The organism is Megasphaera hutchinsoni, from assembly GCF_001553405.1.
In the GTDB taxonomy this organism is placed as follows: Bacteria; Bacillota; Negativicutes; order Veillonellales; family Megasphaeraceae; genus Megasphaera; species Megasphaera hutchinsoni.
Genome location: NZ_KQ960928.1, coordinates 1 through 25,810 on the forward strand (window position 1 = coordinate 1; position 25,810 = coordinate 25,810).

Annotated in this window: 20 protein-coding genes, 2 tRNA genes and 1 riboswitch; of the genes, 18 read left to right on the top strand and 4 right to left on the bottom strand. The window is 37.1% G+C overall.

The features are described from left to right. The 14 genes from HMPREF3182_RS01035 to HMPREF3182_RS01100 form a co-directional block, all read left to right on the top strand. The coding region (locus HMPREF3182_RS01035) for a TonB-dependent receptor plug domain-containing protein (RefSeq protein WP_062484976.1) at positions 1 to 1,433 on the top strand (1,433 nt) is incomplete at its 5' end. Positions 1,434 to 1,558: 125 nt separating this feature from the next. Beyond that, on the top strand, positions 1,559 to 3,274 hold the full coding sequence (locus HMPREF3182_RS01040) for an ABC transporter ATP-binding protein (protein WP_062484978.1): 1,716 nt from the start codon (positions 1,559 to 1,561) through the stop codon (positions 3,272 to 3,274). A gap of 270 nt (positions 3,275 to 3,544) precedes the next feature. Further along, positions 3,545 to 3,850, top strand: coding sequence for a DUF2325 domain-containing protein (locus HMPREF3182_RS01045; protein WP_036257315.1), 306 nt, complete (start codon positions 3,545 to 3,547; stop codon positions 3,848 to 3,850). A 238-nt stretch (positions 3,851 to 4,088) separates the two neighbouring features. Next, complete coding sequence (locus HMPREF3182_RS01050; protein WP_007392204.1) at positions 4,089 to 4,877, top strand: electron transfer flavoprotein subunit beta/FixA family protein; 789 nt, start codon at positions 4,089 to 4,091, stop codon at positions 4,875 to 4,877. Positions 4,878 to 4,890: 13 nt separating this feature from the next. Continuing rightward, the gene (locus tag HMPREF3182_RS01055; RefSeq protein ID WP_062484980.1) at positions 4,891 to 5,892 is read left to right on the top strand and encodes an electron transfer flavoprotein subunit alpha/FixB family protein; all 1,002 of its coding nucleotides are present in this window, start codon (positions 4,891 to 4,893) and stop codon (positions 5,890 to 5,892) included. Positions 5,893 to 6,036: 144 nt separating this feature from the next. Next, complete coding sequence (locus HMPREF3182_RS01060; RefSeq protein ID WP_062484982.1) at positions 6,037 to 6,522, top strand: tRNA (cytidine(34)-2'-O)-methyltransferase; 486 nt, start codon at positions 6,037 to 6,039, stop codon at positions 6,520 to 6,522. Between the two features lie 14 nt (positions 6,523 to 6,536). Beyond that, positions 6,537 to 6,884 (top strand): YlbF/YmcA family competence regulator, encoded by a 348-nt coding sequence (locus tag HMPREF3182_RS01065; protein WP_062484984.1) that lies wholly within the window; start codon positions 6,537 to 6,539, stop codon positions 6,882 to 6,884. A gap of 28 nt (positions 6,885 to 6,912) precedes the next feature. Continuing rightward, positions 6,913 to 7,800 (top strand): UDP-N-acetylmuramate dehydrogenase, encoded by an 888-nt coding sequence (murB, locus tag HMPREF3182_RS01070; protein ID WP_062484986.1) that lies wholly within the window; start codon positions 6,913 to 6,915, stop codon positions 7,798 to 7,800. Positions 7,801 to 8,138: 338 nt separating this feature from the next. Then, positions 8,139 to 9,944 (top strand): translational GTPase TypA, encoded by a 1,806-nt coding sequence (typA, locus tag HMPREF3182_RS01075; protein ID WP_062484988.1) that lies wholly within the window; start codon positions 8,139 to 8,141, stop codon positions 9,942 to 9,944. 795 nt (positions 9,945 to 10,739) lie between these two features. Then, positions 10,740 to 12,209, top strand: coding sequence for a [FeFe] hydrogenase, group A (locus tag HMPREF3182_RS01080; RefSeq protein ID WP_062484990.1), 1,470 nt, complete (start codon positions 10,740 to 10,742; stop codon positions 12,207 to 12,209). Between the two features lie 268 nt (positions 12,210 to 12,477). Continuing rightward, on the top strand, positions 12,478 to 13,836 hold the full coding sequence (locus HMPREF3182_RS01085; RefSeq protein ID WP_007392259.1) for an aldehyde dehydrogenase family protein: 1,359 nt from the start codon (positions 12,478 to 12,480) through the stop codon (positions 13,834 to 13,836). A 65-nt stretch (positions 13,837 to 13,901) separates the two neighbouring features. Continuing rightward, on the top strand, positions 13,902 to 15,014 hold the full coding sequence (locus HMPREF3182_RS01090) for a 4-hydroxybutyrate dehydrogenase (protein ID WP_062484992.1): 1,113 nt from the start codon (positions 13,902 to 13,904) through the stop codon (positions 15,012 to 15,014). Positions 15,015 to 15,297: 283 nt separating this feature from the next. After that, complete coding sequence (locus HMPREF3182_RS01095; RefSeq protein WP_156439298.1) at positions 15,298 to 16,908, top strand: LytS/YhcK type 5TM receptor domain-containing protein; 1,611 nt, start codon at positions 15,298 to 15,300, stop codon at positions 16,906 to 16,908. Positions 16,909 to 16,962: 54 nt separating this feature from the next. Next, the gene (locus tag HMPREF3182_RS01100; protein WP_062484996.1) at positions 16,963 to 17,721 is read left to right on the top strand and encodes a LytR/AlgR family response regulator transcription factor; all 759 of its coding nucleotides are present in this window, start codon (positions 16,963 to 16,965) and stop codon (positions 17,719 to 17,721) included. 38 nt (positions 17,722 to 17,759) lie between these two features. Here the strand turns inward: HMPREF3182_RS01100 and HMPREF3182_RS01105 are convergent. Beyond that, positions 17,760 to 17,835, bottom strand: a tRNA-Lys gene (locus HMPREF3182_RS01105). Between the two features lie 255 nt (positions 17,836 to 18,090). On the opposite strand from HMPREF3182_RS01105, the gene HMPREF3182_RS01110 reads away from it, so the two are divergent. Further along, entirely contained in the window at positions 18,091 to 19,206 is a 1,116-nt protein-coding gene (locus tag HMPREF3182_RS01110; RefSeq protein WP_062485007.1) for a pyridoxal phosphate-dependent aminotransferase, read from the top strand. Between the two features lie 43 nt (positions 19,207 to 19,249). Then, positions 19,250 to 19,327, top strand: a riboswitch (ZMP/ZTP riboswitch). Positions 19,328 to 19,365: 38 nt separating this feature from the next. Further along, positions 19,366 to 20,541, top strand: a complete 1,176-nt coding sequence (locus HMPREF3182_RS01115) for a phosphoribosylaminoimidazolecarboxamide formyltransferase (protein ID WP_082718169.1) — start codon at positions 19,366 to 19,368, stop codon at positions 20,539 to 20,541. A 167-nt stretch (positions 20,542 to 20,708) separates the two neighbouring features. On the opposite strand, the gene yfcE is transcribed toward HMPREF3182_RS01115, so the two are convergent. The 3 genes from yfcE to HMPREF3182_RS01130 all read right to left on the bottom strand — a co-directional run bounded on the left by yfcE (position 20,709) and on the right by HMPREF3182_RS01130 (position 22,048). Beyond that, complete coding sequence (gene yfcE, locus HMPREF3182_RS01120) at positions 20,709 to 21,257, bottom strand: phosphodiesterase (protein ID WP_062485012.1); 549 nt, start codon at positions 21,255 to 21,257, stop codon at positions 20,709 to 20,711. A gap of 63 nt (positions 21,258 to 21,320) precedes the next feature. After that, on the bottom strand, positions 21,321 to 21,839 hold the full coding sequence (locus HMPREF3182_RS01125) for a DUF4231 domain-containing protein (RefSeq protein ID WP_062485014.1): 519 nt from the start codon (positions 21,837 to 21,839) through the stop codon (positions 21,321 to 21,323). 134 nt (positions 21,840 to 21,973) lie between these two features. Further along, positions 21,974 to 22,048: transfer RNA gene (locus tag HMPREF3182_RS01130), tRNA-Arg, on the bottom strand. Positions 22,049 to 22,220: 172 nt separating this feature from the next. On the opposite strand from HMPREF3182_RS01130, the gene HMPREF3182_RS01135 reads away from it, so the two are divergent. Beyond that, the gene (locus tag HMPREF3182_RS01135) at positions 22,221 to 22,859 is read left to right on the top strand and encodes an HAD hydrolase-like protein (RefSeq protein ID WP_062485015.1); all 639 of its coding nucleotides are present in this window, start codon (positions 22,221 to 22,223) and stop codon (positions 22,857 to 22,859) included. A gap of 21 nt (positions 22,860 to 22,880) precedes the next feature. Continuing rightward, positions 22,881 to 25,802 (top strand): insulinase family protein, encoded by a 2,922-nt coding sequence (locus HMPREF3182_RS01140; RefSeq protein WP_062485017.1) that lies wholly within the window; start codon positions 22,881 to 22,883, stop codon positions 25,800 to 25,802. Positions 25,803 to 25,810 lie beyond the last annotated feature (8 nt).

A 25,810-nucleotide genomic window follows, 5' to 3' on the forward strand; every position in this document is an offset into this window, starting at 1 on the left:
TGGGAACACCACAAGGCGGACACATGGGAACACCGCAAGGCAGAGACATGGATGAATGGGGATCTATTACAGATGGTTATGAGTCTAATATGTATGGTATGCATCGTTTATTCCATGGTACGGCTATTTATGATTTTGAAAATAACAATAAGAATAAAATTCGGTTTGATATCTTTCATATGAATGATGATTTTCAAGCAGAATTTCCGAATATGACAAGTTTGTCGAAACGTATATTTTATAATAAAGATAAAAAAGAATGGTACCATTATGATAAAAATGAATATAGTATAGAGTATATAGGAAAAAATGAAAAAAATTCCTATCAGATACGTACATATTATAGTCGTTTGAATAAAGAATCAAATTTAATTAATAAGAGGGAAACATTTTCTAAGGATTTAGAAAAAAGAAAGGGGGGTAAGCATCCGAAGGCAGATATGGATTCGGCTGTATATATCAACTGGATTGTAGAAGGTAAAAATACGGCATATATAGGGGAGCATCACAATGTGACATATGGTGCAGAATATCGTAATGTTTTTTATGAAGGCACCCGCCTCGGCGGTTCGCCGGCAGGATTGAATAAAGTGAAAAAAGCACATAGTGTAAAATCATATGCCGGATTTGTGGAAGATGTATGGCAAGTAACTGATCGTCTTGTGTTTATACCAGCTATACGATATGAATATAATGAACGCTTTGGTTCAGAAATTACACCGAAAATTGGCATGACCTATGAGTTGGAACCACATGTACGCCTGAAAGTAAATTATGGTAAAGGATATAAAGCACCAACCATTAGTGAGTTGTATATGGATATGAATCGGGCTATGGGGCCGGCTATTGTAAGTATTAAAGGAAATCCTAATTTAAAGCCTGAGTATGCAACTAGTTATGATATTACGTTAGAAGGCGAACAGGGAAATCTATTTACAAAGGTTACCTATTTTAATAATAGCGTGTATAACTTAATTGATGCAAAGACAACTAAGCGTGGGCCTAATGGGATGCCTGCTTTAATTGAGTATTTTAATGTCGGAGAAGTACAAATAAACGGAACTGAATTCACGTTAGGTGTGCATTTCAATCCTCGTGTTACGTTAAAAGCCGTATATAATACGATTAATGCGACAGATAAAAAGACGAATGCACGGTTGTCGGGACGTCCCGAAGCGGTAACAACGGTGCAACTTACTTATGATGATCATCGTGCCGCTGGTATTATGGCGGTATTATCCGATCGCTTTACGTCTAATTATTATCAAAATCAAAAGAGCTATTCGTATAATATCATGGATTTTGTCTTAGAAAAGAAGTGGAGCAAGGATTTCGCTACTATATTTGGTGTGGATAATATCCTTAATAAAAAAGAACCTGTGATGGCTATTGATGGACGGGAATGGCGAGTTTCAGGACAATGGAAATTTTAGCACCATAACACACGGGCTGCTTCTTATGGAGCAGCTCGTGTGTTTTCTTTTTCTCATAATAAAAAATATGATATGATACGATAAGAAAAGCGATGAATTTATAAAACATATAAAAGGAGGATAACATGAGACAGTTATGGTCATGTTATGCACGGTATTATAAGCAGGTGTTATTTGTTGTCTTGGGATCTTGTGTGACGGCTGCCTTGGATATCACTTTTCCGATGATTGTTCGAAATATTTTAGAAACAGTGCTGCCGTTTGCAAATATACAACGGTTATGTTGGCTTAGTGGTTTGTTGTTTATATTATATGGTGTATCGTTATTTTTTTCTTGGGGAATTTATTATTGGGGAAAAAGTATGGGCAGTGCTATTGAGCATGATTTACGTAGTCAATTATTTGAGCATATAGAACAGTTGCCCTTTTCTTTCTTTGATAATACCCATACAGGGCAGTTATTATCTCGTATTACTAATGACATATCAGAAATAGGGGAATTTACGTTTCAACTACCTAATTTGCTTATTATTTGTTCTATTACGATGGTGGGGAGTGCGGCGTTATTATTTTATATCAATTGGATGCTTGCGATATTGGTGTTGGCGTTGATAGCGATCAAGACAGTAGGTACAATTTACTTTAATCGACAGATGAAGGTTTCTTTTGTCGCAACGCGCGAAGCAACAGGAGAAATGAATGCACAGGCCGGAGAAAGTTTGAATGCTATTCGTTTGGTACAAGCATTCGCAAATGAACGACTTGAGCTGGAGAAGTTTATCTATCGTAGCAATTGTTTGCGAACGGCAAAAGAGAAGACGTTTCGTATAGGTGCATATATGATGAGTAGTGTGTTGTTTTTTTCTAACTTAATCAATTTAGCCATTATTGGTGGGGGTGCTTTTTTGATTTTACGCGGCGAACTTCGTGTTGGCGATTTAGTTGCTTTTTTAATGTATTTATTAGTCTTTATTAAGCCTATTTTTCAGCTAACGTCTTTAACAGAACAATATCAGCGGGGCTTAGCTGGATATAATCGGTATGAAGAACTTATGGCTATTCAATCAGCGATTATAGATAAACCAACGGCGACATATCACCAGGTAACGAAGGGACAGGTGTCTTTTTCCCATATTTCTTTTGCATATGAGCCGGGAGAAATGGTTTTACAAGATGTATCTATGGATATACAGGCAGGTCAGACCGTGGCACTAGTAGGTACCACGGGGAGTGGTAAATCGAGCTTAGTAAGTTTATTATTGCGTTTTTATGAACCTTATGGTGGACATATTTATATTGATGGCATTGCGATTGATCAATATACCTTAGCTTCGTTACGGCGACAAATTGGGATTGTTCAGCAAGATGTATTTCTTTTTTCAGGAACGGTGCGAGAAAATATTTTATATGGTAATCCTCAGGCAACAGATGAGGCCATTATACAGGCCGCTATGTTAGCGGATGCAGATTCTTTTATTCGAGAATTGCCACAGGGATATGATAGTGTTATTGGCGAACGAGGCGTTAAATTATCGGGCGGTCAAAAGCAACGACTAGCTATTGCACGTGTTTTTTTAAAAAATCCCCCTATTTTAGTATTGGATGAGGCTACGTCGGCATTGGATAATGAAACAGAACGTAAAATACAACGTTCATTACAGCGGTTATCTGAATCTCGGACAACCTTAGTGATTGCCCATCGGTTAGGAACTATTCGTAATGCCGATGTGATTGTGGTGTTAGAAAACGGTCGGATTGTAGAACAAGGAAATCATGAAACGTTGATGAATTATCAGGGTAAATACTATGAATTATATATGTCTCAATTTAAAAAAAGTTGAACTGGTATAAGTAGCGATATTAATTTCTTTTAAAACGGAAAATAATACTGAAATTATTTTCATATAAAAAATAGAATGTTGGGAAAATTTTGCAGTGTATATTCTTTATTTTTGATATATATCAAAAGGAGTTACGGTATATTTTCTATTGTATTAGAAAATATGTTAAAAATAGCATTGACAATACTTATGACATACCATATAATATATACATGATAAATGAAGATGATTATCGAAATTAATTTGTATATGTGTAAAGGAGAGAGGGTCATGAGTGTTGTTATCGTAGGAGGTAACGACTGTATGGTTTGTCAATATAAAACGATTTGTAAGAAATATTCTTATAAAGCGAAGGTATTTACACAAGTTCCTAGTGATTTTAAATCAAAAATAGGATCGCCTGATTTAGTTGTGTTATTTACCAGTACCGTCAGTCATAGTATGGTGCGATGTGCATTAAAAGAGGCACAGCGTAAAAATGTAGAAGTTGTTCGTTCACATACGAGTAGTTCCAATGCATTAAAATGTATTTTAGAAGCTCGTAATAATGGTAATGAGTATGTCGTGAATGAGTAAGTACATTGCAATGAAGTCAATAAAGAAGCTTATCAACATAGTTGGTAAGCTTTTTTTGATATGTAAAAACGAAACATGGTATAAAACGGAAGAGAAAATTATTCTTTCAATATAAATAGAAATAATTATTAATTAAAAATAATAGTTGATATAAATGGCATAATATGTCATAATTGCTTATAACACTATTACATATATCAGTATGATAAATAGGGAGTTATAAAAGGAGGTATGAAATATGAACATAGTTGTTTTAGTAAAACAAGTACCAGCGATTTCAGATATTCAATTAGATGAAAAAGATAATAATTTGGTTCGTGTAGGAGCACCATCCATGTTAAATCCAGTGGATATGCATGCGATTGAAGCAGCATTAGCCGTGAAAGATATATGTCCTGATGCGACAATTACGTTAGTTACGATGGGACCGTCTACGGCAGGGGAAGTAATGCGTGAAGGTATTGCTATTGGAGCGGATCGGGGTATTTTGATTTCTGATGAAAAGATGGCTGGTTCGGATACGGTAGTAACGGCTCGCATTTTGAGTAAGGCTATTGAAAAGTTAGGCGGTGCCGATTTGATATTTGCGGGCAATCGTTCTAATGATGGCGATACAGGACAGATTCCGCCATCGTTAGCAGAAATGTTACATATGTCGTTATTATCACATGTGGATAGTGTATCTTTGGATGGTACGGAATTAAAGGGAACACGTAAAAATAGAGGTGGCATTGAAACAATTGCTGTTTCATTACCCGCGGTATGTTCAGTTACGGAAAAAGTGAATACACCAAGACAGGCTCGAATTAAGGGAAAAATGGCAGCCAAAAAGGCGGTTTTTGATGTATGGCGTACGGATACGTTAGGTTTGCAGGCTGAAGAAGTGGGCAGTACTGGTTCGGTTACCCATGTGACGAATCTTTTTGCACCAGAAGCTCATACGGTTGGAAAGATGATAGCTGGTGATACGATGGCTCAAGCTGTAGATACGTTGATAAAAGAGCTTGTAGCGGAAAAATTGATATAAGGGGGCGTTTGAAATGGAGTTAAAAAATAGCATATTTGTATATATGGAACAAGAAAAAGATGCTTTAACCAAATTAAGTGTACAAGTACTGGGAAAAGCAAGAGAAATGGCTGATTCTTGTCCTCACAAGGTGGTTGCTTTATTGATTGGTAAAGGGGTAAAGACATTAGCCCCGAAAGCAATTGGTTATGGTGCAGATGCTGTTATCGTTGTAGATCAAGATGAGCTGGACACATTTGATTCGCAAGTGTATGCAAAAATAGCGGCAGAAGTCATTAAACAGTATGAACCATCAGTATTTTTATTAGGAGCTACGAATGATAGTCGAGATATTGGCGGACGCTTATCGGCATCATTGCAACTGGGTTTAGTTGCAGATTGTATTGATGCAACTTTTGAAGGTGCGGATGACACGGTTATGTGGATTCGTCCCGCTTATACGGGAAAATTGTTTGTTAAGATTATGACGAAGACAAGACCTCAATTGGCGACAGCAAGTGAAGATATATTCTTACATACTACCTTTGATGATAAAAGACAGGGTGACGTTATTGAGTTGACTGTTGATGTCGGCGATATAGCTAAAACGCAAAAAGTATTGTCTTTTGAAGAAGTCGCTGCTGAAAAAATGACGTATTCATTGGAAGATGCAGAAATCATTGTGGGTGCTGGTCGTGGTGTAGGTGATATTGATGGCATGAATGCGGTACAAGATTTTGCTGCTTCGATTGGTGCTGGGTTTGGAGTTACTAAACCGTTAGTTGATGCTGGCTGGATTGATCATGAAGCTCAAATTGGTATTACTGGTAAAAAGGTAGCACCTAAAATTTATATTGCGTTGGGCATATCTGGAGCATTACAACATAAATTAGGGATTAAGGATGCAGAAATTATTATTGCTGTTAATAAAGATCCCGATGCACCTATTTTTAAATTTGCTCACTATGGTATTGTGGGGGATTTATTTGAAGCGATGCCCGAACTCGCTGCGAAGATTGCTCAATTAAAAGCATAATAGTGTAACTATTTTTATATAAGCACGTTCTTTATGTAGGAAGAACGTGCTTTCTTTATAAGAAAACCTTCTTTTATTAATAGAAGTAGTGATTGAAATAAAAGAACAAATCCTGTACAATAACCTTTGGAGAGTGATTATAATATGCATATCGTTATGGTAGAACCTGAAATTCCGGGGAATACAGGAAATGTTGCGCGGTTGTGTGCAGCAAATCATATGACGTTACATTTGGTTAAGCCCTTAGGGTTTTCTTTAGAAGATAAGTATTTAAAGCGAGCTGGTTTGGATTATTGGCCTTTAGTGGATGTACGCGTGCATGAAAATGTGGCAGAAGTATTAGATGCATATGCTGGGCATAATATGTATTATTTAACAACTAAATCGGATCAGTGTTATGCCGATATTTCTTTTGCACAAGATGACTTGTTGTTTTTTGGTAAAGAAACAAAGGGGTTACCTGAAGAGATGTTAAAAGCACATCCGGAACGGTGTTTTCGCATACCTATGGTAGAGGCGGCTAGAAGTTTAAATTTATCAAATTCGGTTGCAATTGTGGCGTACGAAGCACTACGGCAATTGCGGTTTCCTCAGTTAACAGGAGGAATAGGTATTTCTAATTTAACATAATATGAGGTGGCATAATGAAATTATATGATCAGGCAAACGTGTTAGCAAAGGCTATTAAAGAATGTAAAGAGTATCAGGATGTTATCGAAGCGGGTAAGGAATTAAAAAAAGATGAAAAAACAAAGCAAATGGTCAAGGAGTTTTTGATCTTACAAGCAGAACTAGCATATGCACAATCTATGGGGGGGAAGGAAGACAAACAAAAAGTAGATCGATTAAATGATATGTCTGTTTTGATTAAAAATAACGCACAGGCCCAATCTTATTTGCAAAAATATCGTGCATGGCAAACGATAGCGGGAGAAGTGTTTCAAATTATTCAGAATGCCATGGCGGAAGGAATGAGTATTCTTGATAAATAAGGAGGTCCTTACGTCATATCTCGCACGGATGCAACGGTATATTGCGAAAGAACGTTTGTTGGAGAATGAGCCTATGCGCCAACATACCACGTTTGCTGTTGGGGGACCAGCAGATATACTGGTTTTGCCTACATCGATAGAAGAAATTGTCTTAGCTGTGCGATATGCTCGTGAATTAAATTTACCGCTGACTATTTTAGGGGGCGGATCGAATGTATTAGTGTTAGATGGGGGCATTCGTGGGATAGTTATTCAGTTGCAGAATATGAAAGCGACCTTGCAATGTCAGGAGAAATTGGTGGTAGCAAGTGCGGGTTTTATGTTAGCAGATGTATGTCAATTTGCACAGAAAAATGGGTTAGGCGGAGCGTCTTTTTCTTGTGGCATTCCTGGAACAATTGGTGGTGCTGTTTTTATGAATGCGGGTGCCTATGAGGGTGAAATGAGTCAAATTGTTTCGCATGTTCGTACGGTAAATGAAAAAGGCGAAGTATGTTCGTATGATGCAACCGCTTGTGCTTTTTCCTATCGTCATAGTCGTTTTCAGGAAACAAATGAAATTATTGTAGAAGTGGAGCTAGCGTTAAAAAAAGAAGATCCCTTGGTTATTCAACAACGGATGGATGAATTAATGAAGCGTCGACGGAGTAAGCAACCGTTAGAGATGGCTAGTGCAGGAAGTACATTTAAACGACCGCAGGGTCATTTTGCGGGCACGTTAATTGACCATGCTGGATTAAAGGGCCTAACGTATGGAGGGGCACAAGTATCGACTAAACATGCTGGTTTTGTCGTTAATACGGGTAAGGCAACCGCACAGGATGTATTGACAGTAATTCGCATGGTACAAGAGCGAGTGGCTTCAGTGCACGGTGTGCAGTTGGAAACAGAAGTGCGTATTCTGGGCGAAGCATAAAGAAGATTCGATAACGAATCTTCTTTTTTTGGGTCTAAGATAAATTTAATCGTTTGTATATGGTTGTTATTTGCAGCTAGAATTGGCGTAGGGATGATCTTGGCAGAACTTATGATAGAAAATATGCTGTATGGTGAGGTTAGTTCCACCGCATAGAAGGGCCTGCGGTGGAGGTGTTATTGTATTTTGGCTAGCAGGGCAAAGATGTATTAAGCAAGTGACTATATTTTTTTGTATTGAGAAAAAAAGTATTCACGAATAAAAACTTTTGTGATATAATAAATAAGTTATATACTTCAATAAATTTCAATTTGGATTTTGTATAGGAGAGAGTTTTAATGGAACGTACAGATATTCGCAATATTGCAATTATTGCCCACGTTGACCATGGTAAAACTACTTTGGTTGATGCGATGTTAAAACAGAGCCATATTTTCCGTACTAATGAAAAGGTGGCTGAACGGGTTATGGACTCGGGTGATATCGAACGAGAACGGGGTATTACAATATTGTCAAAAAATACATCCGTCATGCATAATGGCGTGAAAATTAATATTGTTGATACGCCTGGGCATGCTGATTTTGGCGGTGAAGTAGAACGTGTTTTAAATATGGTTGATGGTGTATTATTATTGGTTGATGCTTTTGAAGGACCTATGCCACAAACTAAATATGTATTGCGAAAGGCTTTAGAACAAAAATTAAAGCCGATTGTAGTTATCAATAAAATAGATAAACCAGGGGCTCGTGTTGCCGAAGTGGAAGATGAAGTATTAGAGTTATTTATGGAATTGGATGCAACGGATGAACAATTGGATTTCCCTGTAGTATATGCAAATGGTCGCGATGGGATTGCTAAACTTTCGATGGATGACGATAGCCAAGATTTAGAACCATTATTTCAGACGATTGTAGAGCATTGCCCAAGTCCACAAGGGGATATAGAAGGACCATTGCAATTTATGGTTACGACCTTAGATTATGATGATTATGTAGGGAAAATTGCTGTCGGTCGCGTTGTGCGCGGTAAGATGATGCCGAATCAAAGTGTCGTGATTACCGATGGTGAAGGACAACGACGTGGTAAAATTGGTCGTGTTTATACATATGAAGGCTTAAAACGCACCGAACAGACAGAAGCAGCGATGGGAGAAATAGCTTGTATTGCTGGTATTAGTGATTTGAAAATCGGTGAAACCGTTACGGATCCTCAAAATCCAGAAGCTTTACCTAAAATTGATATTGATGAACCAACGTTATCAATGATTTTTTATGTTAACGATAGTCCTTTTGCGGGACAAGAAGGCGATTATGTAACGAGTCGTCATTTGCGTGATCGTTTGTTTAAAGAAGTACAGACGAACGTTTCCTTGCGAGTGGAAGAAACGGATAGTGCTGATGCCTTTAAGGTATCGGGGCGTGGTGAACTTCATATTGCGGTGTTGATTGAAGAAATGCGCCGTGAAGGCTATGAATTACAAATCGGTAAGCCCAGTGTTATTACGAAACAAATTAACGGACAAAAATGTGAACCATTAGAAGCATTGACAATTGATGTACCACAAGAATTTATGGGTGCAGTTATGGAAAAATTAGGAACACGTAAAGCTGAAATGGTTAATATGACGGAAGTTTCTGGATACACGCGGTTAGAATTTATTATTCCTGCTCGTGGGTTGATTGGCTTTCGTAGTGAATTTTTAACGGCAACGAAGGGGAATGGCATTATGTATCATGTATTCCATGGCTATGCACCATGGAAAGGCGATATTCCTGGTCGCACACGAGGCAGTTTAGTTGCTTTTGAATCGGGGACAACAACGGGATATGGTATTTTTAATTTGCAAGATCGTGGCATTATGTTCATCAAGCCTGCTCAAGAAATTTATTTAGGCCAAGTGGTTGGAGAAAGCAATCGCGATGTTGATATTGATGTGAATCCTTGCAAGAAGAAGCATTTGACAAATACTCGTTCGTCGTCTTCAGATGAAGCTTTACGGCTAGTTCCACCACAGGATATGGGACTAGAAAAATCCTTAGAATGGATTAATGATGATGAATTGGTGGAAGTTACACCGCAAAGTATTCGTATTCGTAAGGCTATTTTGGATAAACATGATCGGAAAAAAGCAATGCGTAAATAACTTATTACAATAGGTGTATAGGTATAGATTAAAAAAGATCTCAAGAGAAGGAAAAAAGCCTTCTTGATGAGATCTTTTTTCTTATAAATGAGAATGAAAAGGTGGGGGGGAGAAGTGACTGTTGTTGTTTTTTTGTATACTTTGGCAACGTATATCGTTATACTTTTTTTGCAATATAAGCCATTAAAAATACGTAATTATTGAGAATACACGATAAAATGTTTTTTTTGTCAAGGAAGAATGGACTTTTTAAATATACTTGGTAGTAATTTTATTGGAAAAATAATTATTGTGAAAATAATAACTAAGTTTCATAATTTAAATTAGGCACATAAAAGTGTAGTATCAAAAGAAAGAAAAAATGCATAAAAATTGATAAAATGAGGGTATGTATGTTGCAGTTATGATATACGTTAGAAGGGGAGAAAGCTGGTCTATTTTCAGTAGTTATGGTAAGATATATAGAAAGAGAGTATAAGTGAATGTAGTTTTATACGTGGTATAAACAATCATATAGATACGGGATGAAAAAATAATTTCATTTTATTTGAAAAAATGAAATTATTTTTACTCTGTGAGGTGATGGGGTACAATAAAATTGTAGGAGAAATACGTGAAATTATTTGTCATGTATTTTTTGAATATGATATATCTATAATTACGAAGATTAATTTCAAAAAAAATATAGTAATTGGCATGAATTTGTATTACCATATGAAAAGGATATTGTATAATTAAGATAAATTAACGAATGAGATCGATTCGTTAATGTGTTTTTATGAAAGGATATACGTTATGACTGAATTTCATTCTCGTTTTGAACAATTGCAGCGTCGAGTTCCTATTGATGAACATAATTGTTCGGTACAGTTTGATGTGAAAAAGTGTAAAAATTGCACGATGTGTTTACGAGCATGCTGTAATACGCAGACTATTATGGATTATTATTATTTACCTAGTACAGGCGATATGCCCATTTGTGTGCATTGTGGTCAATGTGCCAATGCCTGTCCATTTGGTGCGATTACAGAAGTTAACGATGTTGAGCGCGTAAAGGCGGCATTGCAAGATCCGGATAAAATAGTTATTTTTCAGACGGCTCCAGCCGTTCGCGTTGGTCTTGGCGAGGCGTTTGGAATGGATCCGGGTACCTTTGTAGAAGGGAAAATGGTTGCCTCCTTGCGTTCGTTAGGTGCTGATTTTGTCTTTGACACCGATTTTGGTGCGGATATGACCATTATGGAAGAAGCAACTGAATTAATGCATCGGGTGCAGTCGGATGAAATTCCTACTCCACAGTTTACGAGTTGTTGTCCTGGTTGGGTAGAATTTGCTGAAATTTATTATCCTGAAATCATACCGAACCTTTCTACTACGAAAAGTCCGATTAGTATTTTTAGTCCGATTATTAAAACGTGGTTTGCTAAGAATAAAGAAATTGATGTCAAAAAAATGGTGGTTGTTTGTGTTACTCCTTGTACGGCAAAGAAATCGGAAATTATTCGTCCTCAATTAAATGCTTCTAGCGATTATTGGGACGATCCGACTTTGGTTGATACAGATATTTGTATTACGACGCGGGAGTTAGCCAATTGGATAAAAGAAGAAAATATTGATTTTAACGCACTTGAAGATAGTGCCTTTGATAAAGTTTTTGGACAATCTTCTGGCGGGGGTAAGATATTTGGTAATACCGGTGGCGTTATGGAATCGGCTTTACGGTCAGCGTATTATTTCCAAACAGGTGAAAATGCACCCGCCGAATTTATTCCGTTTGAACCAGTTCGCGGTCTAAATGGAATTAAAGAAGCGGATGTGACGATTGGCGATTATACGTTGAAGATTGCTGCTATTAGTGGGTTGGGCAATGTTCGTAAATTTTTAGATTTACATATGGGTGATAATACATTGACTGATTACGCTTTTGTTGAAGTCATGGCCTGTCCGGGCGGATGCATTGGTGGTGGCGGTCAGCCTTTGGTAAAAATGCCACAAGTTAAAAAAGTACAAGAAGCACGAATGGCTTCTTTGTATCAATCTGATACAGATGCGGCGGTAAAAGCTAGCTGGGAAAATCCGGAAATTAAGGATTTATATAATGATTTCTTAGAAAAGCCGTTATCAGAACGGTCAGAAGAATTTTTGCATACGTATTATCAAAATCAATCGGAGTTACTCGGTCCGATGAAACATGTTACGCCGCAAACGAATCCCATGTCGAAGCAATATAAACCACCAACACCACCAGCAGATGAAAAAGCATAATAATTAGTGTAATAAATTAGTGAATGAAACCGTCTTTTATTTTTGGTATACTATAAAGGGCGGTTTTTTTATGTGATAAAGGAGGTGAAACTTTTTCATTCATATTTATTGGACATCCTTTTTTTGTTGTTGGGGGATTAAATTGGGGCATTGGTAGTCGTTTTATTGTGAAAAACTACACGATATTTTACAATACAGCCATAAGGCAATGCAGGAATAATATAAATGCCTAAAACTTATAGTTTCCAAAAGAAAGGGTGTTGTAATTATGGCAGTTAATATGGATGAGTATGTAGCAAGAGCGAAAGTCGCTCAACAAGAATTTTCCACATACACGCAGGAACAAGTAGATGCGGTGGTTCGTGTGATTGGGCGAGTGGTATATGAAAATGCAGAATTACTTGGTCCCATGGCAGCAGAAGAAACGGGAATGGGTGTAGCTGCAGATAAAATCGCAAAGTGTCGCGGTAAATCTGGTATGATTTGGAATTATTTAAAAGATAAAAAAAGCGTGGGTATTATTGAACGTGATGAAGCACGTGGACTTTTATATGTAGCAAAACCCGTTGGTGTAGTAGGTGCTATTCAGCCATGTACAAATCCAGTTGTAACACCGATGATGAATAGTATGTCCGCATTAAAAGGGCGTAACGCCATTATTATTTCGCCCCATCCGGCATCAGTAAAATGTAGTATTAAAACGGTAGAAATGATTAATGAAGCATTGGATAAAGTAGGTGCACCGAAACATTTAGTTCAAATTATTCCAGAAGCAAGTATTCAAGCCTCTAATGATTTGATGAAAGCTTGTGATGTTGTAGTAGCAACAGGTGGTCCTGGAATGGTTACTGCTGCATACAGTAGTGGTAAACCTTCGTTAGGTGTAGGTCCTGGTAACACGCAAGTTATTATTGACCGTGATGTAGATATTACGGAAGCTGTTCCTATGATTATTAATGGTAGAAAGTTTGATAATGGTATTATTTGTTCGGGTGAACAATGTGTATTTATTCCTAATGATAAATATGATGCTATTATTAATGAATTTAAATTAGATGGAGCTTTTGTCATTAGCGATGAAGCTACTCGTCAAAAAATGCGTGATGTTATCTTCCCTGGTGGAGTGATGAATAAAAAATTGGTTGGTAAATCACCGGCTGTAATTGCTGCAGAAGCAGGATTAACGATTCCTGAAGGTACAAAAGTATTCTTAATTGAATTGGATAAACATGGAAAAGATGAAATCTTATGCGATGAAAAACTTTGCCCCGTTTTGGTGTGCGTGAAGTATCATACGTTTGATGAAGCTATTAAAATGGCTAATGATAATTATCTTTTCAAGGGTGCAGGTCATACGGCATCGGTACATTCATTTAATGATAAACATATTGAAGCAGCTGGCACGAAATTACCAGTTAGCCGTGTAACCGTAAATCAACCATGCTCTTCTACGGCTGGTGGAAGCTATACAAATGGCTTGAATCCGACAACTACGTTGGGCTGTGGCAGCTGGGGCGGTAACAGTATGTCAGAAAATATTACGTATAAGCATTTTCTGAATATTTCACGCGTTGCGTATGTGATTAAAGATGCTAAAATTCCTACTACCAAAGAATTGTGGGACTAATTTCTTCCGGTATATGTGCAGTGGTGGTTGCTATCACTGCACACCATTAGAAAGGGATGAGAGCAATGATTGAATTACAATTAAAACCAACTATTTATACGTATGAGTCATGCCAAGAGTTTGTTAATGAATTAAAAATTGGACAAGGTGATTTGATCGTTACGAATGAATACATTTATGAACCCAATTTTGGCGACATGAATCTTCCTTGTGCGGTTATTTTTCAAGAAAAATATGGTATGGGTGAACCTTCAGATGAAATGGCAGAAGCGATGTATCGGGACATGCCGAAAGATGTAACGCGCATTATCGGTATTGGTGGCGGTACGATCATGGATTTATGTAAACTATTTTCGTTACGTCATGTAAGTCCTATATTAGATTTGTTTGACGGAAAGAAACCCATTGAAAAAGGAAAAGAACTTATTTTAATTCCGACTACTTGCGGTACTGGTAGTGAAGTGACCAATGTTTCGGTTATGGCACTTATTAGTCGTAATACCAAAAAAGGTATTGCTGATGATGCGATGTATGCTGATAAGGCCGTATTGATTACACAGTTATTAAAAACATTGCCTTTTAAAGTATTTGCTACAAGTTCGATTGATGCTTTAGTGCATGCTGTTGAATCAGCATTATCGCCGCATTCCACACCGAGTTTCCGCCTTTTCAGCTATCATGCAATTGATTTGATTTTACATGGATATATGGAAATGCGAGAAAAAGGATTAGAGGCACGGGGTCCGTTGATGAAAAACTTTTTGTTAGCAAGCAACTGGGCGGGGATTGCTTTTAGTACTCCTGGATGTGCAGCTGTTCATGCTATGAGTTATCCTTTTGGTGCAAAATATCACGTTCCACACGGAGAATCTAATTATGTTATCTTCATCGGCGTTATGAATTGTTACATGTCTATCAAGTCGGATGGAGAAATTGCACGTCTTAATGCGTTTATTGCAGAAATTTTAGGCTGTGATGTGGATCATGTATATGAAGAATTAGAAAATTTATTAAATACAATTTTACCGAAAAAAGCGTTGCATGAATATGGTGTAACGGAAGAAGATTTGGCTGAATTTGCCGATTCCGTTATGAAAAATCAAGGTCGGTTAATGTCGCATAACTTTGTAGAATTGGATTATGATAAAGTGTATAGTATCTATAAAGCATTGTATTGATAGGTAAAATCATCATAAGAATTAAGGGATAAAACAATAGATTGCGGCATATAGTGTGCAACCTTTGTTTTATCCTTTTCTTATGTATAAAAGAATGCTGATACTTGTTTTTTAATAATTTAGCTTAAATAAAAATGAAATAACCATTCGTAATAGGAATTTAAGTTGCTTTTTATTAAAATAAAAATATGATAAAATAAAATTGATAATTGAGAAAAATAATGAGAAAACAAATGTTTTCTAAATAAATAATTTATCTCTATAGCCTGGAGTGTAGTGGGTGATGGATGTGAATGGACTGGTATTAGAAATTACAAAAAATCTTTCGGTTATTGCCCTTGCCGTATATCTGATTACCCAGTGGAAACCGTTTAGACGAGCCATGAATCAATCATCTTATTCATATAAGGATAAATGGGCATTATTAGTGGTATTTGGTATGTTATCGGCTGTTGGCAATTATCTAAATGTACCGTTTCAACAGGATGGCATGGTACATACTCGGTTAGTCGGAACGATTATTGGAGGTTTATTTGGGGGGCCGTTAGTAGGTGTAGGTGCGTCTATTATCGGTATGATACCGCGATACTTTATTTCGGTTAGTGCTATTCCTATTATTGTAGTAGCTGGTATTGCTAATATTATTATTGGTATAGTTGCGGGCTATATAAATAAACGATATGGTGCACGACAAATTTCCTTAAAGATAGCTTGTTTAGTAGGACTATTATCTGAAGTGATTTTGCGAATAGGCGTGTTGTGGCAATCTCAATCGGTAGATGTGTTTTGTGTAGAAAAAACGATAGCTTTGCCAGCGGGGATGGCTACTTGTCTAGGTGTGATGATCGCTGTATATATTATTCGTGGGGTCTATCAAGATGAAGATATTCATAAGGCGAAAGCAGCTAAAAAAGTCATTGATATTATTTTTTGCACGCGGGGTGTTTTTCGTCAGCAAGGATTTACACAAGAGGCAGCTTATCATATTGCAAAAACCATGTACGATATTCTTACGGTAGATTATGTGGCGATTTCATCGCCTCAGGGAATATGGGCAGCGTGCATGCAAGGTAAAGATAAAAAAAATAGCCCCAATACGATTAGCTTACCCTTAATTTTGGCGGATAAAAAAATTGCAGAAATTTATGTATCGCGACCAGGTTTGCGTTCGTTTAGAAGCTATGAAAAGCAGTGGTTGTTGCGTTTTGCTGAATTATTAAGTTTGGAATTGTATCAAATGGAATTAGATCGAAAGGCTGTATTACTTTCACAGGCAGAGGTGGCTGTTTTAAAATCACAAATTAGACCGCATTTTATTTTTAATATGTTGAGTACAATAAAAGCTATTGTCAGTACAGAACCAGAACAGGCAAAAGATTTGATCTGCGATTTATCTTCTTTTTTACGAAATAGATTGCATCATGCATCTGATACGATTTGTTTAAAGGATGAGTTAGAAGCGGTAGAAACATATATTCGTTTAGAAAAAATGAGGTATGGTGAAAGGTTGCAAGTAATACAGCATATACAGGTGGAAACTTGGATGCAAAGGGTACCTTGTTTTGTATTACAAATGTTGGTAGAAAATGCGATTAAACACGGTATTTTTAAGAAGAAATATGGTGGTACTATACAAATTTGTGCTATGCGCAAGCAAGACCAGTTGATTTTATCTGTTCAAGATGATGGGATGGGGATGGATCAGGCGATATTACAACAAGTCAATCATTTTTCTATAGATCATGATATTGAAATGAAGTCAGAAAGTACGGGTATTGGCTTGAAAAACATTTATGATCGGATGCATCAATTATATGGTGAACGGGGAAAATTTTTGGTAGAAAATCTGAAAGAGGGAGGTACGTGTGTGTCTATTATCATTCCTTGGGGGTAAGGAACCAATAGCTTATTTATGGATAAAGTGACAAGCAGATTATACTGCTGGGGGATGAAGGTGAAGACAATGATTCGATTAATGATAGTAGAAGATGAAAAGGCAACGGCTGCTGATTTAAAACAAATGGTAGAAGGACTTTGCTCGGATATGGAAGTCTGTAGTGTTTGTTATGATGGCGAAACGGCGTTAAAAGATATTCAGCAAGTCTGTCCCGATGTGATTTTTTTGGATGTGGAATTACCAGGGTTACGGGGGATTGAAGTAGCCCAAGCATTACAAGAGATGGAAAAAATACCGCTTATTGTGTTTGTTACGGCATATGTAGATTTTGCGGTACAAGCATTTTCCGTTAATGCTCTTGATTATATGGTTAAACCTGTTAGTAAGCGATGCTTGGCAAGAGTGTTATTGAAGATTAAAAAACGGATGCAGCAAATCAAATCTTCTCGTGTTGGCAAAGAAAGTGATAGTTATTTGCGTAAATTAACGATTAATAAAGGAGATCGGTTGGAAATTATAGATTGTCAAGATATTCGGTTGATTTATGGTAAAAATAGACAGGTTTTTATTATGACTAAAGATGATGAAGTCTGTCGGGTGAAAATTACGTTGCAAGAATTTGAAGAACGATTGGCGGGAACATCTTTTTTTCGATGTCATCGGAATTATATTGTGAATGTTGATGAAATAAAACAAATTACAACATGGTTTAAACAACGGTATTTATTGATTTTAAAGGGAAAGAAAAATTTAGAAATACCTGTTGGTAGAGCGTATGTTAATAATTTACGTCAACATGTGGAATTTTAATAAAAAAAAGACCATTGCTAGACAATGGTCTTTTTGTGTGGTGGATCATCAGGGGGTCGAACCCTGGACACCCTGATTAAGAGTCAGGTGCTCTACCAACTGAGCTAATGATCCAAGACGTTTTTTAGTACAATAAGTATATTACACTAATTTTAGTGTTTTGGCAAGCTTTTTATTTGTAGCGTTTGGAGAAGATATAGGAAATTTAATTTTTTTTGGTGTGATTTTTAATAAAAAGAAAATACGGTGCGATTTCTTGACTTTGCAAATAAAGGAGCATATTATATAAAAAATATAAGAAAAAGGTGTATGTATTTGTTGCAGGAAATAAGTAAATAGATAACATACTTGAGGTGGAAAAGATATATTATGAAATATCGAATTCGTCATTCTTTGCAGAACTATCATAGTATAGGATATTTACATGGAGATGAGGGGATAACTTGTACGGATGTGATAGATTGTTCATTAGGTATTAATCCGCTAGGGTTTTCACCTCGGATTACACAGGAGGTATTTTTAGAGGCGTATGATCGCATTTATGCGTATCCTGATTATCCATATGAAGGGTTGCGGCGTTGTATTTGTAAATACATGGAATCAGTTGCTACGATTACACCTGAACAAGTGCGATTTTACGGTGGATCGATGGGGGCTATTTGGAATATCAATAAGTTGCTTATTGACGAAAAAACCTGTATTCTTACATTTATACCAGGTTTTTCTTCTACTCTTAGTGATATGCGTTCGTTAGGTGGAACGATTGATGCGGTACCATTGACAGAAAAAGATCGTTTTTTAATTGATCTATATCAATTGATTTATCATCTCAAGCCACAACATCATCTAGTGTATTTAGATAATCCCAATAATCCGACAGGGCAGGTTATTCCTATTGAGGCGTTACGGCGTTTAGCACATAAAGCATTAGCACAAGATACGTATGTTTTAATAGATGAAGCATATGGAGAATTTATGCCATTGGAAAACTCGGCTGTGACGCTTATTGCAGAATATCCGAATGTACTTGTTGTGAAATCCTTCTCAAAAGGGTTTGGGCTGGCTGGATTACGTACAGGTTATGTTGTGATGCATCCTGATTTTATTCCATATATGTCACATTATCCTGGCGAGATGACTGTAAATGGGATTGCTTCGGCGATACTTCCTGTTGCGTTGTCTGATATGGATCATCTTGCTCGGAGTCGTCAGATTATGGCAGAAAATAAGCGACAAATAATAAATTGTCTTACGGAATTAAACGTAAGTGTAACGGATGAGGAAACCCCGATTTTATTATTATATACATCGCAGACGCTTGATTTATATCAGCTATTGCTGTCACAGGGAATAAAAACAGAGCGAGGAGAAGATTTTGATGGTTTAGGGAAAGCCTATGTGCGTTTGCGAATTCCGGCTACCGTAACCGAATGTATTACTCGCTTGGGACGAATGCAAAAGTTATTGGCAAATGATAACAGATAGAGAAAAAATGATTGACAAATAAATTAACACTTTGTATACTAAATACATATCATGTGACTGACGGAAGTGGAGTTAACCACGGGGAGCATGAAGAATATAGCCGACCGTCTGGGCGATGTATCCAGACGTGTCGGTTTTTTTGTTTTTAGGAGGTAGATCATGCAGAAATTGTCTTTAAAATATGGATGTAATCCCAATCAATCGTCGGCTCAAGTTTATATGAAACAAAATCAAGAATTGCCTTTTACTGTATTGAATGGAACGCCTGGATATATTAATTTATTAGACGCACTTAATGCTTTTCAATTAGTACGAGAATTACAAGCAGCAACGGGAAAACCAGCAGCGACATCTTTTAAACATGTTAGTCCGGCTGGGGCGGCGATTGCTACGGATATGAGTGATACTTTAAAAAAAATATATTATGTTGATGATTTGGTATTAAGTCCACTTGCTAGTGCGTATGCTTGTGCTCGTGGGGCGGATCGGATGAGCTCATATGGTGATTTTGTAGCTTTATCGGCATGTTGTGATGAGTCTACAGCTAGGGTCTTACAACGAGAAGTTTCGGATGGTATTATCGCACCAGCGTATACGCCAGAAGCATTGGATATATTAAAGAAAAAGAAAAAAGGAAAGTATTGTATATTGCAAATAGATCCATTATATACACCGCAAGTAATTGAACAAAAAGATGTTTTCGGTATTACTTTTGAACAAGAACGGAATCAAGTGAAACTTACCGCATCGGTGTTGCAGAATAGACCAACTCAAAATAAGGAGATTCCTTTGACCGCACAACAGGATTTATTGATTGCTTTGATTACGTTGAAATATACTCAATCTAATTCGGTATGTTATGTAAAAGATGGTATGACCATTGGTGTAGGTGCGGGACAACAATCGCGTATTCACTGTACTCGTTTAGCTGGGAATAAAGCTGATATATGGTGGTTGCGTCAGCATCCTATGGTGATGGCATTACCTTTTCGGGAAGATATTAAAAGAGCAGATCGGGATAATGCTATTGATATTTATATTTCTCCCGATCAAGAAGATCTTTTGGTAGATGGCATTTGGCAAGCATTGTTTACACAGCGTCCGCCTGTGTTAGAACAAGCAGATAAGAAAGCTTGGTTGATGAAGTTACAGGGGGTTAGTTTGGGAAGTGATGCGTTTTTTCCCTTTGGTGATAATGTTGAACGAGCATATCGGAGTGGCGTAGCCTATATTGCTCAAGCGGGTGGTTCTATTCGTGATGATCATGTGATTGCTACGTGTGATAAATATGGCATTGCTATGGCTTGTACGGGAATACGGTTATTTCATCATTAAGTTGTTCTTGCAACGGGAGACTACATAACATTAATGTTATATCGGAATATTCTGATACCCCCCTTGAATTAAATTGATGGTATGTGGCTTTGGTAACTTCTATACACATAGAAAACAAACTCGTTGCAAGAATAAAAAGCTCAGCAAGTATTATTGCTGAGCTTTTTTTATAAGCAAAGTTGGTGATACGGCTTTCCCTCTAAGGTTTTCCAAGTTAGGTTATGATCTTCTAAGAGTAGATAGCTATGGGGACTTTCTTCTTTTGGGATAGAGATAGACCCTGGATTAATATATAAATTGTCATCGCCAAAGGATTTCCATGCAGGAACATGGGTATGGCCATGTAATAAAATATCGCCCTTTTTTAGAGAAGGAGGTAAATGGTTCAAATTAAATAGATGTCCATGGGTAATAAATACTTGCCGTTTTGTTAGGTATAAAAAGGCATAGTCACTTAATATAGAGAAAGAAAGTACCATTTGATCTACTTCGGAGTCACAATTTCCTCGTACACATAATATACGGCTGGGACAGTTGTTTAGCAATGTAATGACTTCCTTGGGGTGATAGTTTTTTGGCAGATCATTGCGGGGACCATGATAAAGCAGATCCCCCAATAGCAATAAAGTATCTGGTTTTTCTATGGCTAGTTGGTGCATTAGGGCTTGACAATAATAAGCAGAGCCATGGATATCAGAAGCAATTAATAATTTCATTATTAGGAACTCCTTGTATAATAGAGAGCAAATGATAGACGCTTATTCATGTCTAGGTAGTAGTTAGGAAAAAAAATTTTTATAATGGCCACATAATTTATCATTTAACGAACGAAGTTTATAGATATATTGTCCATACGTCAATACTGATAATACAGGGGTAGAAACGGTAGCTTGATTGATATGGAAAGTACATATTAGATCATAAATACGCTGTTGTAACCGTTCATCTCGTTTATAGTCATCGGTGTAAATGGATAGATGGGTCATATAATTGAATTTTTCTTGTTGTAAGGCAAGTGCGAGTTGTTTATAATCTTGCCAATTTGCGTGTTGTAAGGATAAGGAATGTATGGAATGAATGATATCGACTATACCACTCATGATACCGCTACAAATACTACTATATACATTGATAAATTGCAAATAAGATGCGGTAAACGTTAATAATTGTAAGCACGTTATTAATAATTTTTCCGTTTGAGTATATCCTATATAGTATATGTAATTACGAGAACTTTCGAGGGTATAATAATAAATTTTTTCTTCCATATGCAGTACAACAGGGGTTTTTGATTTCATGCAGTATCCTTTCTTTGGATTTTGGGAATCATTATCTATTATTTCTTTTATCATACTACATAATAGAGAAAAATCAATACTTTGGCTTAGAACCCGTGTTGTATAAAAAAAGGCCTTGCTATGCAAGACCTTGATGGTGCGCCTAGAAGGATTCGAACCTTCGCACCCGGTTCCGGAGACCGGTGCTCTATCCCCTGAGCTATAGGCGCATGTTGTATAAAAGAATACTTTCCTATCATAGCATGTATTTTTATATCTGACAAGAAAGATTTTTTTATTAGGAAGAAAGAGGGAAAAGGGACAAACGCACGGTGATGACTAGCCGAAACAAGACAAAGATGGTATTATTAGATACATAGCGATATAGGGTAGGAGAAAAGAATGATTAAACATGTTATTTTTGATTTAGATGGCACATTGACTGATTCTAAAGAAGGTATTATACGATCTGTTGAGTACGCATTGCAAAAAGCGGGCGAAACGACAGCCCATCGGTTGTCATCGGAGATTATTGTAGGACCGCCTTTGTTGACGACGTTTCAAGAAACATATGGCTTTTCAGAGAAAAAAGCTCGTGCTATTTATGCATTTTTTCAAGAGCGATATAGTACTATTGGCAAATTTGAAAATCGATTATTTCCGGGTATTATACAGTTGATGAAAGCACTAGCAACTAGGCATATCCGTTCGTATGTAGCAACGTCAAAACCAGAAATTCATGCACGAGAAATTTGTCAACATTTTCAACTTTTGCCATATTTAGCCGCTATTGCGGGCCCAACTGTAGGAGGAAAAGAAACTAAGATCGATTGCATTAACCGCATTATACGTTGTATTGGGACTAAACAAGAGGTGGTTATGGTAGGTGATCGTAAATATGATATAGATGGGGCACATATTGTAGGAATACAAAGTGTAGCCGTAGCATATGGGTATGGTAGCGAAAGAGAGATACAAGCATGTAAACCAGATTTTACGGCATATAGTGTAGATGAATTAGCCAAATGGTTGCTTCGCTGATAAAAGAAAAGAGGGATTATGATGGAGTTAAAGAAAGCGTGTATGGTACATGGATTTCGTGTTATCCGAGGGGAATATGTTAACGAAATTGCAAGTCAGGTATATGAATTGCAGCATGAAAAATCGGGAGCACGTGTATTATATATTCAAAATGAAGATGATAATAAGGTCTTTTCTATTTCCTTTAGAACGACCCCGATGGATAGCACGGGAGTACCACATATATGTGAACATTCTACATTATGTGGCTCACGGAAATTTCCACTCAAAGAACCGTTTGTAGAATTAGTTAAAGGCTCGTTAAATACCTTTTTAAATGCGATGACTTTTCCCGATAAAACAATGTATCCAGTAGCTAGTCGCAATGCTCAAGATTTTCATAATTTAATGGATGTTTATTTGGATGCGGTCTTTTTTCCAAACATGTTGCATGATCGGCAAGTATTGATGCAGGAAGGATGGCATTACGAATTGGAGAGTGCCACCGCGCCTTTAACTTATAGTGGGGTTGTATATAATGAAATGAAAGGAGTATTTTCTTCACCGGATTCTCAATTAGAACGTCATGTTATGGCATCGTTATTCCCGCAGACTACATATGGTGTGGAATCGGGCGGAGATCCAGATGATATCCCTACGCTCACATTTGAAGGATTTACGAATTTTTATCGTACATATTATCATCCATCAAATAGTTATATTTTTTTATATGGTGATATGGATATTGAAAACACCTTGGCATTTATTGATAGCGAGTATTTACATCATTTTGATAAGCAAAAAATTGATTCGGCTGTTACACGGCAACATTGCCTTAAGGCGATTACGAAGACATTTCCTTATGGTGTAGCTTCTGATGAAAATACAACCCAAAAGACGTTACATAGTTTAACTTATGTTATAGACGATGCCTTGGATACAACGTTGGGATTAGCACTTAAAGTATTGACTTATGTGTTGGTAACATCACCAGCAGCACCGTTAAAGAAAGCATTGTTAGATGCTCAAGTAGGGAAAGATATTTCTGCTGATTTTCAAGATGGCGTTTTACAGCCTATGTGGTCTCTATCTGTGCATGGTTCGGATCCGGACGATCAAGCAAAGATTATACCTATTGTACAGAATGTTTTACAAGAATGCATTACAACTGGTTTAGATCGTAAAGCGTTGACGGGAGCATTAAATCGGGTAGAATTTCTCTTGCGGGAGGCCGATTTTGCAGGACGTCCAAAAGGGTTGATTTATGGTATTCGGTGTATGGATACATGGTTATATGATAAAGATCCCTTGGATTCTTTGCGGTATGAAGAAAGTTTAAAAGTATTGCGTAATGGATTACATACACGGTATTATGAAGAAATTTTAAAAAAATATATATTGGATAATTCTTATTATGCATTGGTATCGTTAGTACCAGAATCAGGATTAACAGAAAAACATGATCAAGCACAGGCACAAGCATTAGCTGAATATAAAAAAACGTTGTCTGCAGCGAAAATTGAACAGATTATTGCCGATACTAAGGCGTTAAAAAAACGACAAGCTGCACCAGATTCACCAGAAGCATTGGCGACTATTCCTATCTTATCGCGAGATGATTTATCGAAACAAATAGAAAAAATTGAACGACGTGAATATATGCATGATGGGGTAAAGGTCATTCATATTCCAGCGGTTACGAATGATATTACCTATCTTTCGGCATATTTTGATTTGCATGGGTTTACGGTTGATGAGTTGCCATATGTATATTTGCTAAGTGATTTGTTAGGTGAAATAGATACAGCTCAGCAATCTTATGAAACATTAGCTATGCAGGTGGATTTAGTGACGGGTGGATTAGATTTTTCCGTAGAAGCTATTGCTGATTATCAAGATAATACGGTATATACACCTGTCCTTAAAGTAAAGGCAAAGGGATTGACGTCTAATTTCGCAGCTATTGGTGATTTACTGCGTGAGGTTACGCTGGAAACGATTTTTACTCGTAAAGAACGCTTGATTGAACTGGTAGAAGAAGTAAAGGCGAATTGGGATATGGACGCTTTTCGGCGTGGAAATATTTTGGTAACACATCGCTTATTATCCTATGTGTCACAAGTAGAAGCGTTTTGTGATGCTGGTGAAATGACATATTATCAATTTATTTCACAGTTAGCAGATAATATCGAACAAGAGGTCGATTCACTTGCAAATACGTTGCAAAAAATATTGCAAAAAGTGATGACTAAATCGGCTTTGACCATAGCGATAACTGGTAGTGATGCGGATTATCAAGATGCACTTTCGGCGTTAGCCCCATGGATAAAATCGTTGCCTGCTGGGAGTAAAAAAACGACGTTATGCCAGTTTGCATTGCGACAGCGCAATGAAGGAATTGTGACTAGTGGTAAAGTGCAATATGTGGCTAAAGGCGGTAATATTCGCTCACATGGATTTGATTATACGGGTGCATTAGCCATTTTAGATACGATTTTACAATATGGTTATTTGTGGACGAAGGTTCGCGTACAAGGCGGCGCATATGGTGCGATGACTCGTTTTTCTGGTAATGGGGACATGATCTTTTGTTCTTATCGAGATCCTAATTTAGGTAGTACGTTGGATGTATATGATACAGTCGCTGATTATTTAGAAGGTTTTGCTGTATCAGAACGAGAAATGACAAAATATGTTATTGGGACGTTGAGTAGAGTTGATATCCCTTTGACGCCATCATTGCGAGGTGAAAAGGCGATGCGTCAATATTTTTCCGGGCTAACAGATGAAGTAGCTCAGCATAGACGAGATCAATTGCTGCAAGTAACCGTAGCGGATATTCGTCAGTTAGCACCATTAATTCGTGCTGTAATGGCTGAAAATAATGTATGTGTCATGGGAAATGAGGGTAAAATAAAAGAAGCGGCTGCACGATTTTCGCAGGTTATTCCGTTGACGAAGTAGGGATTTAT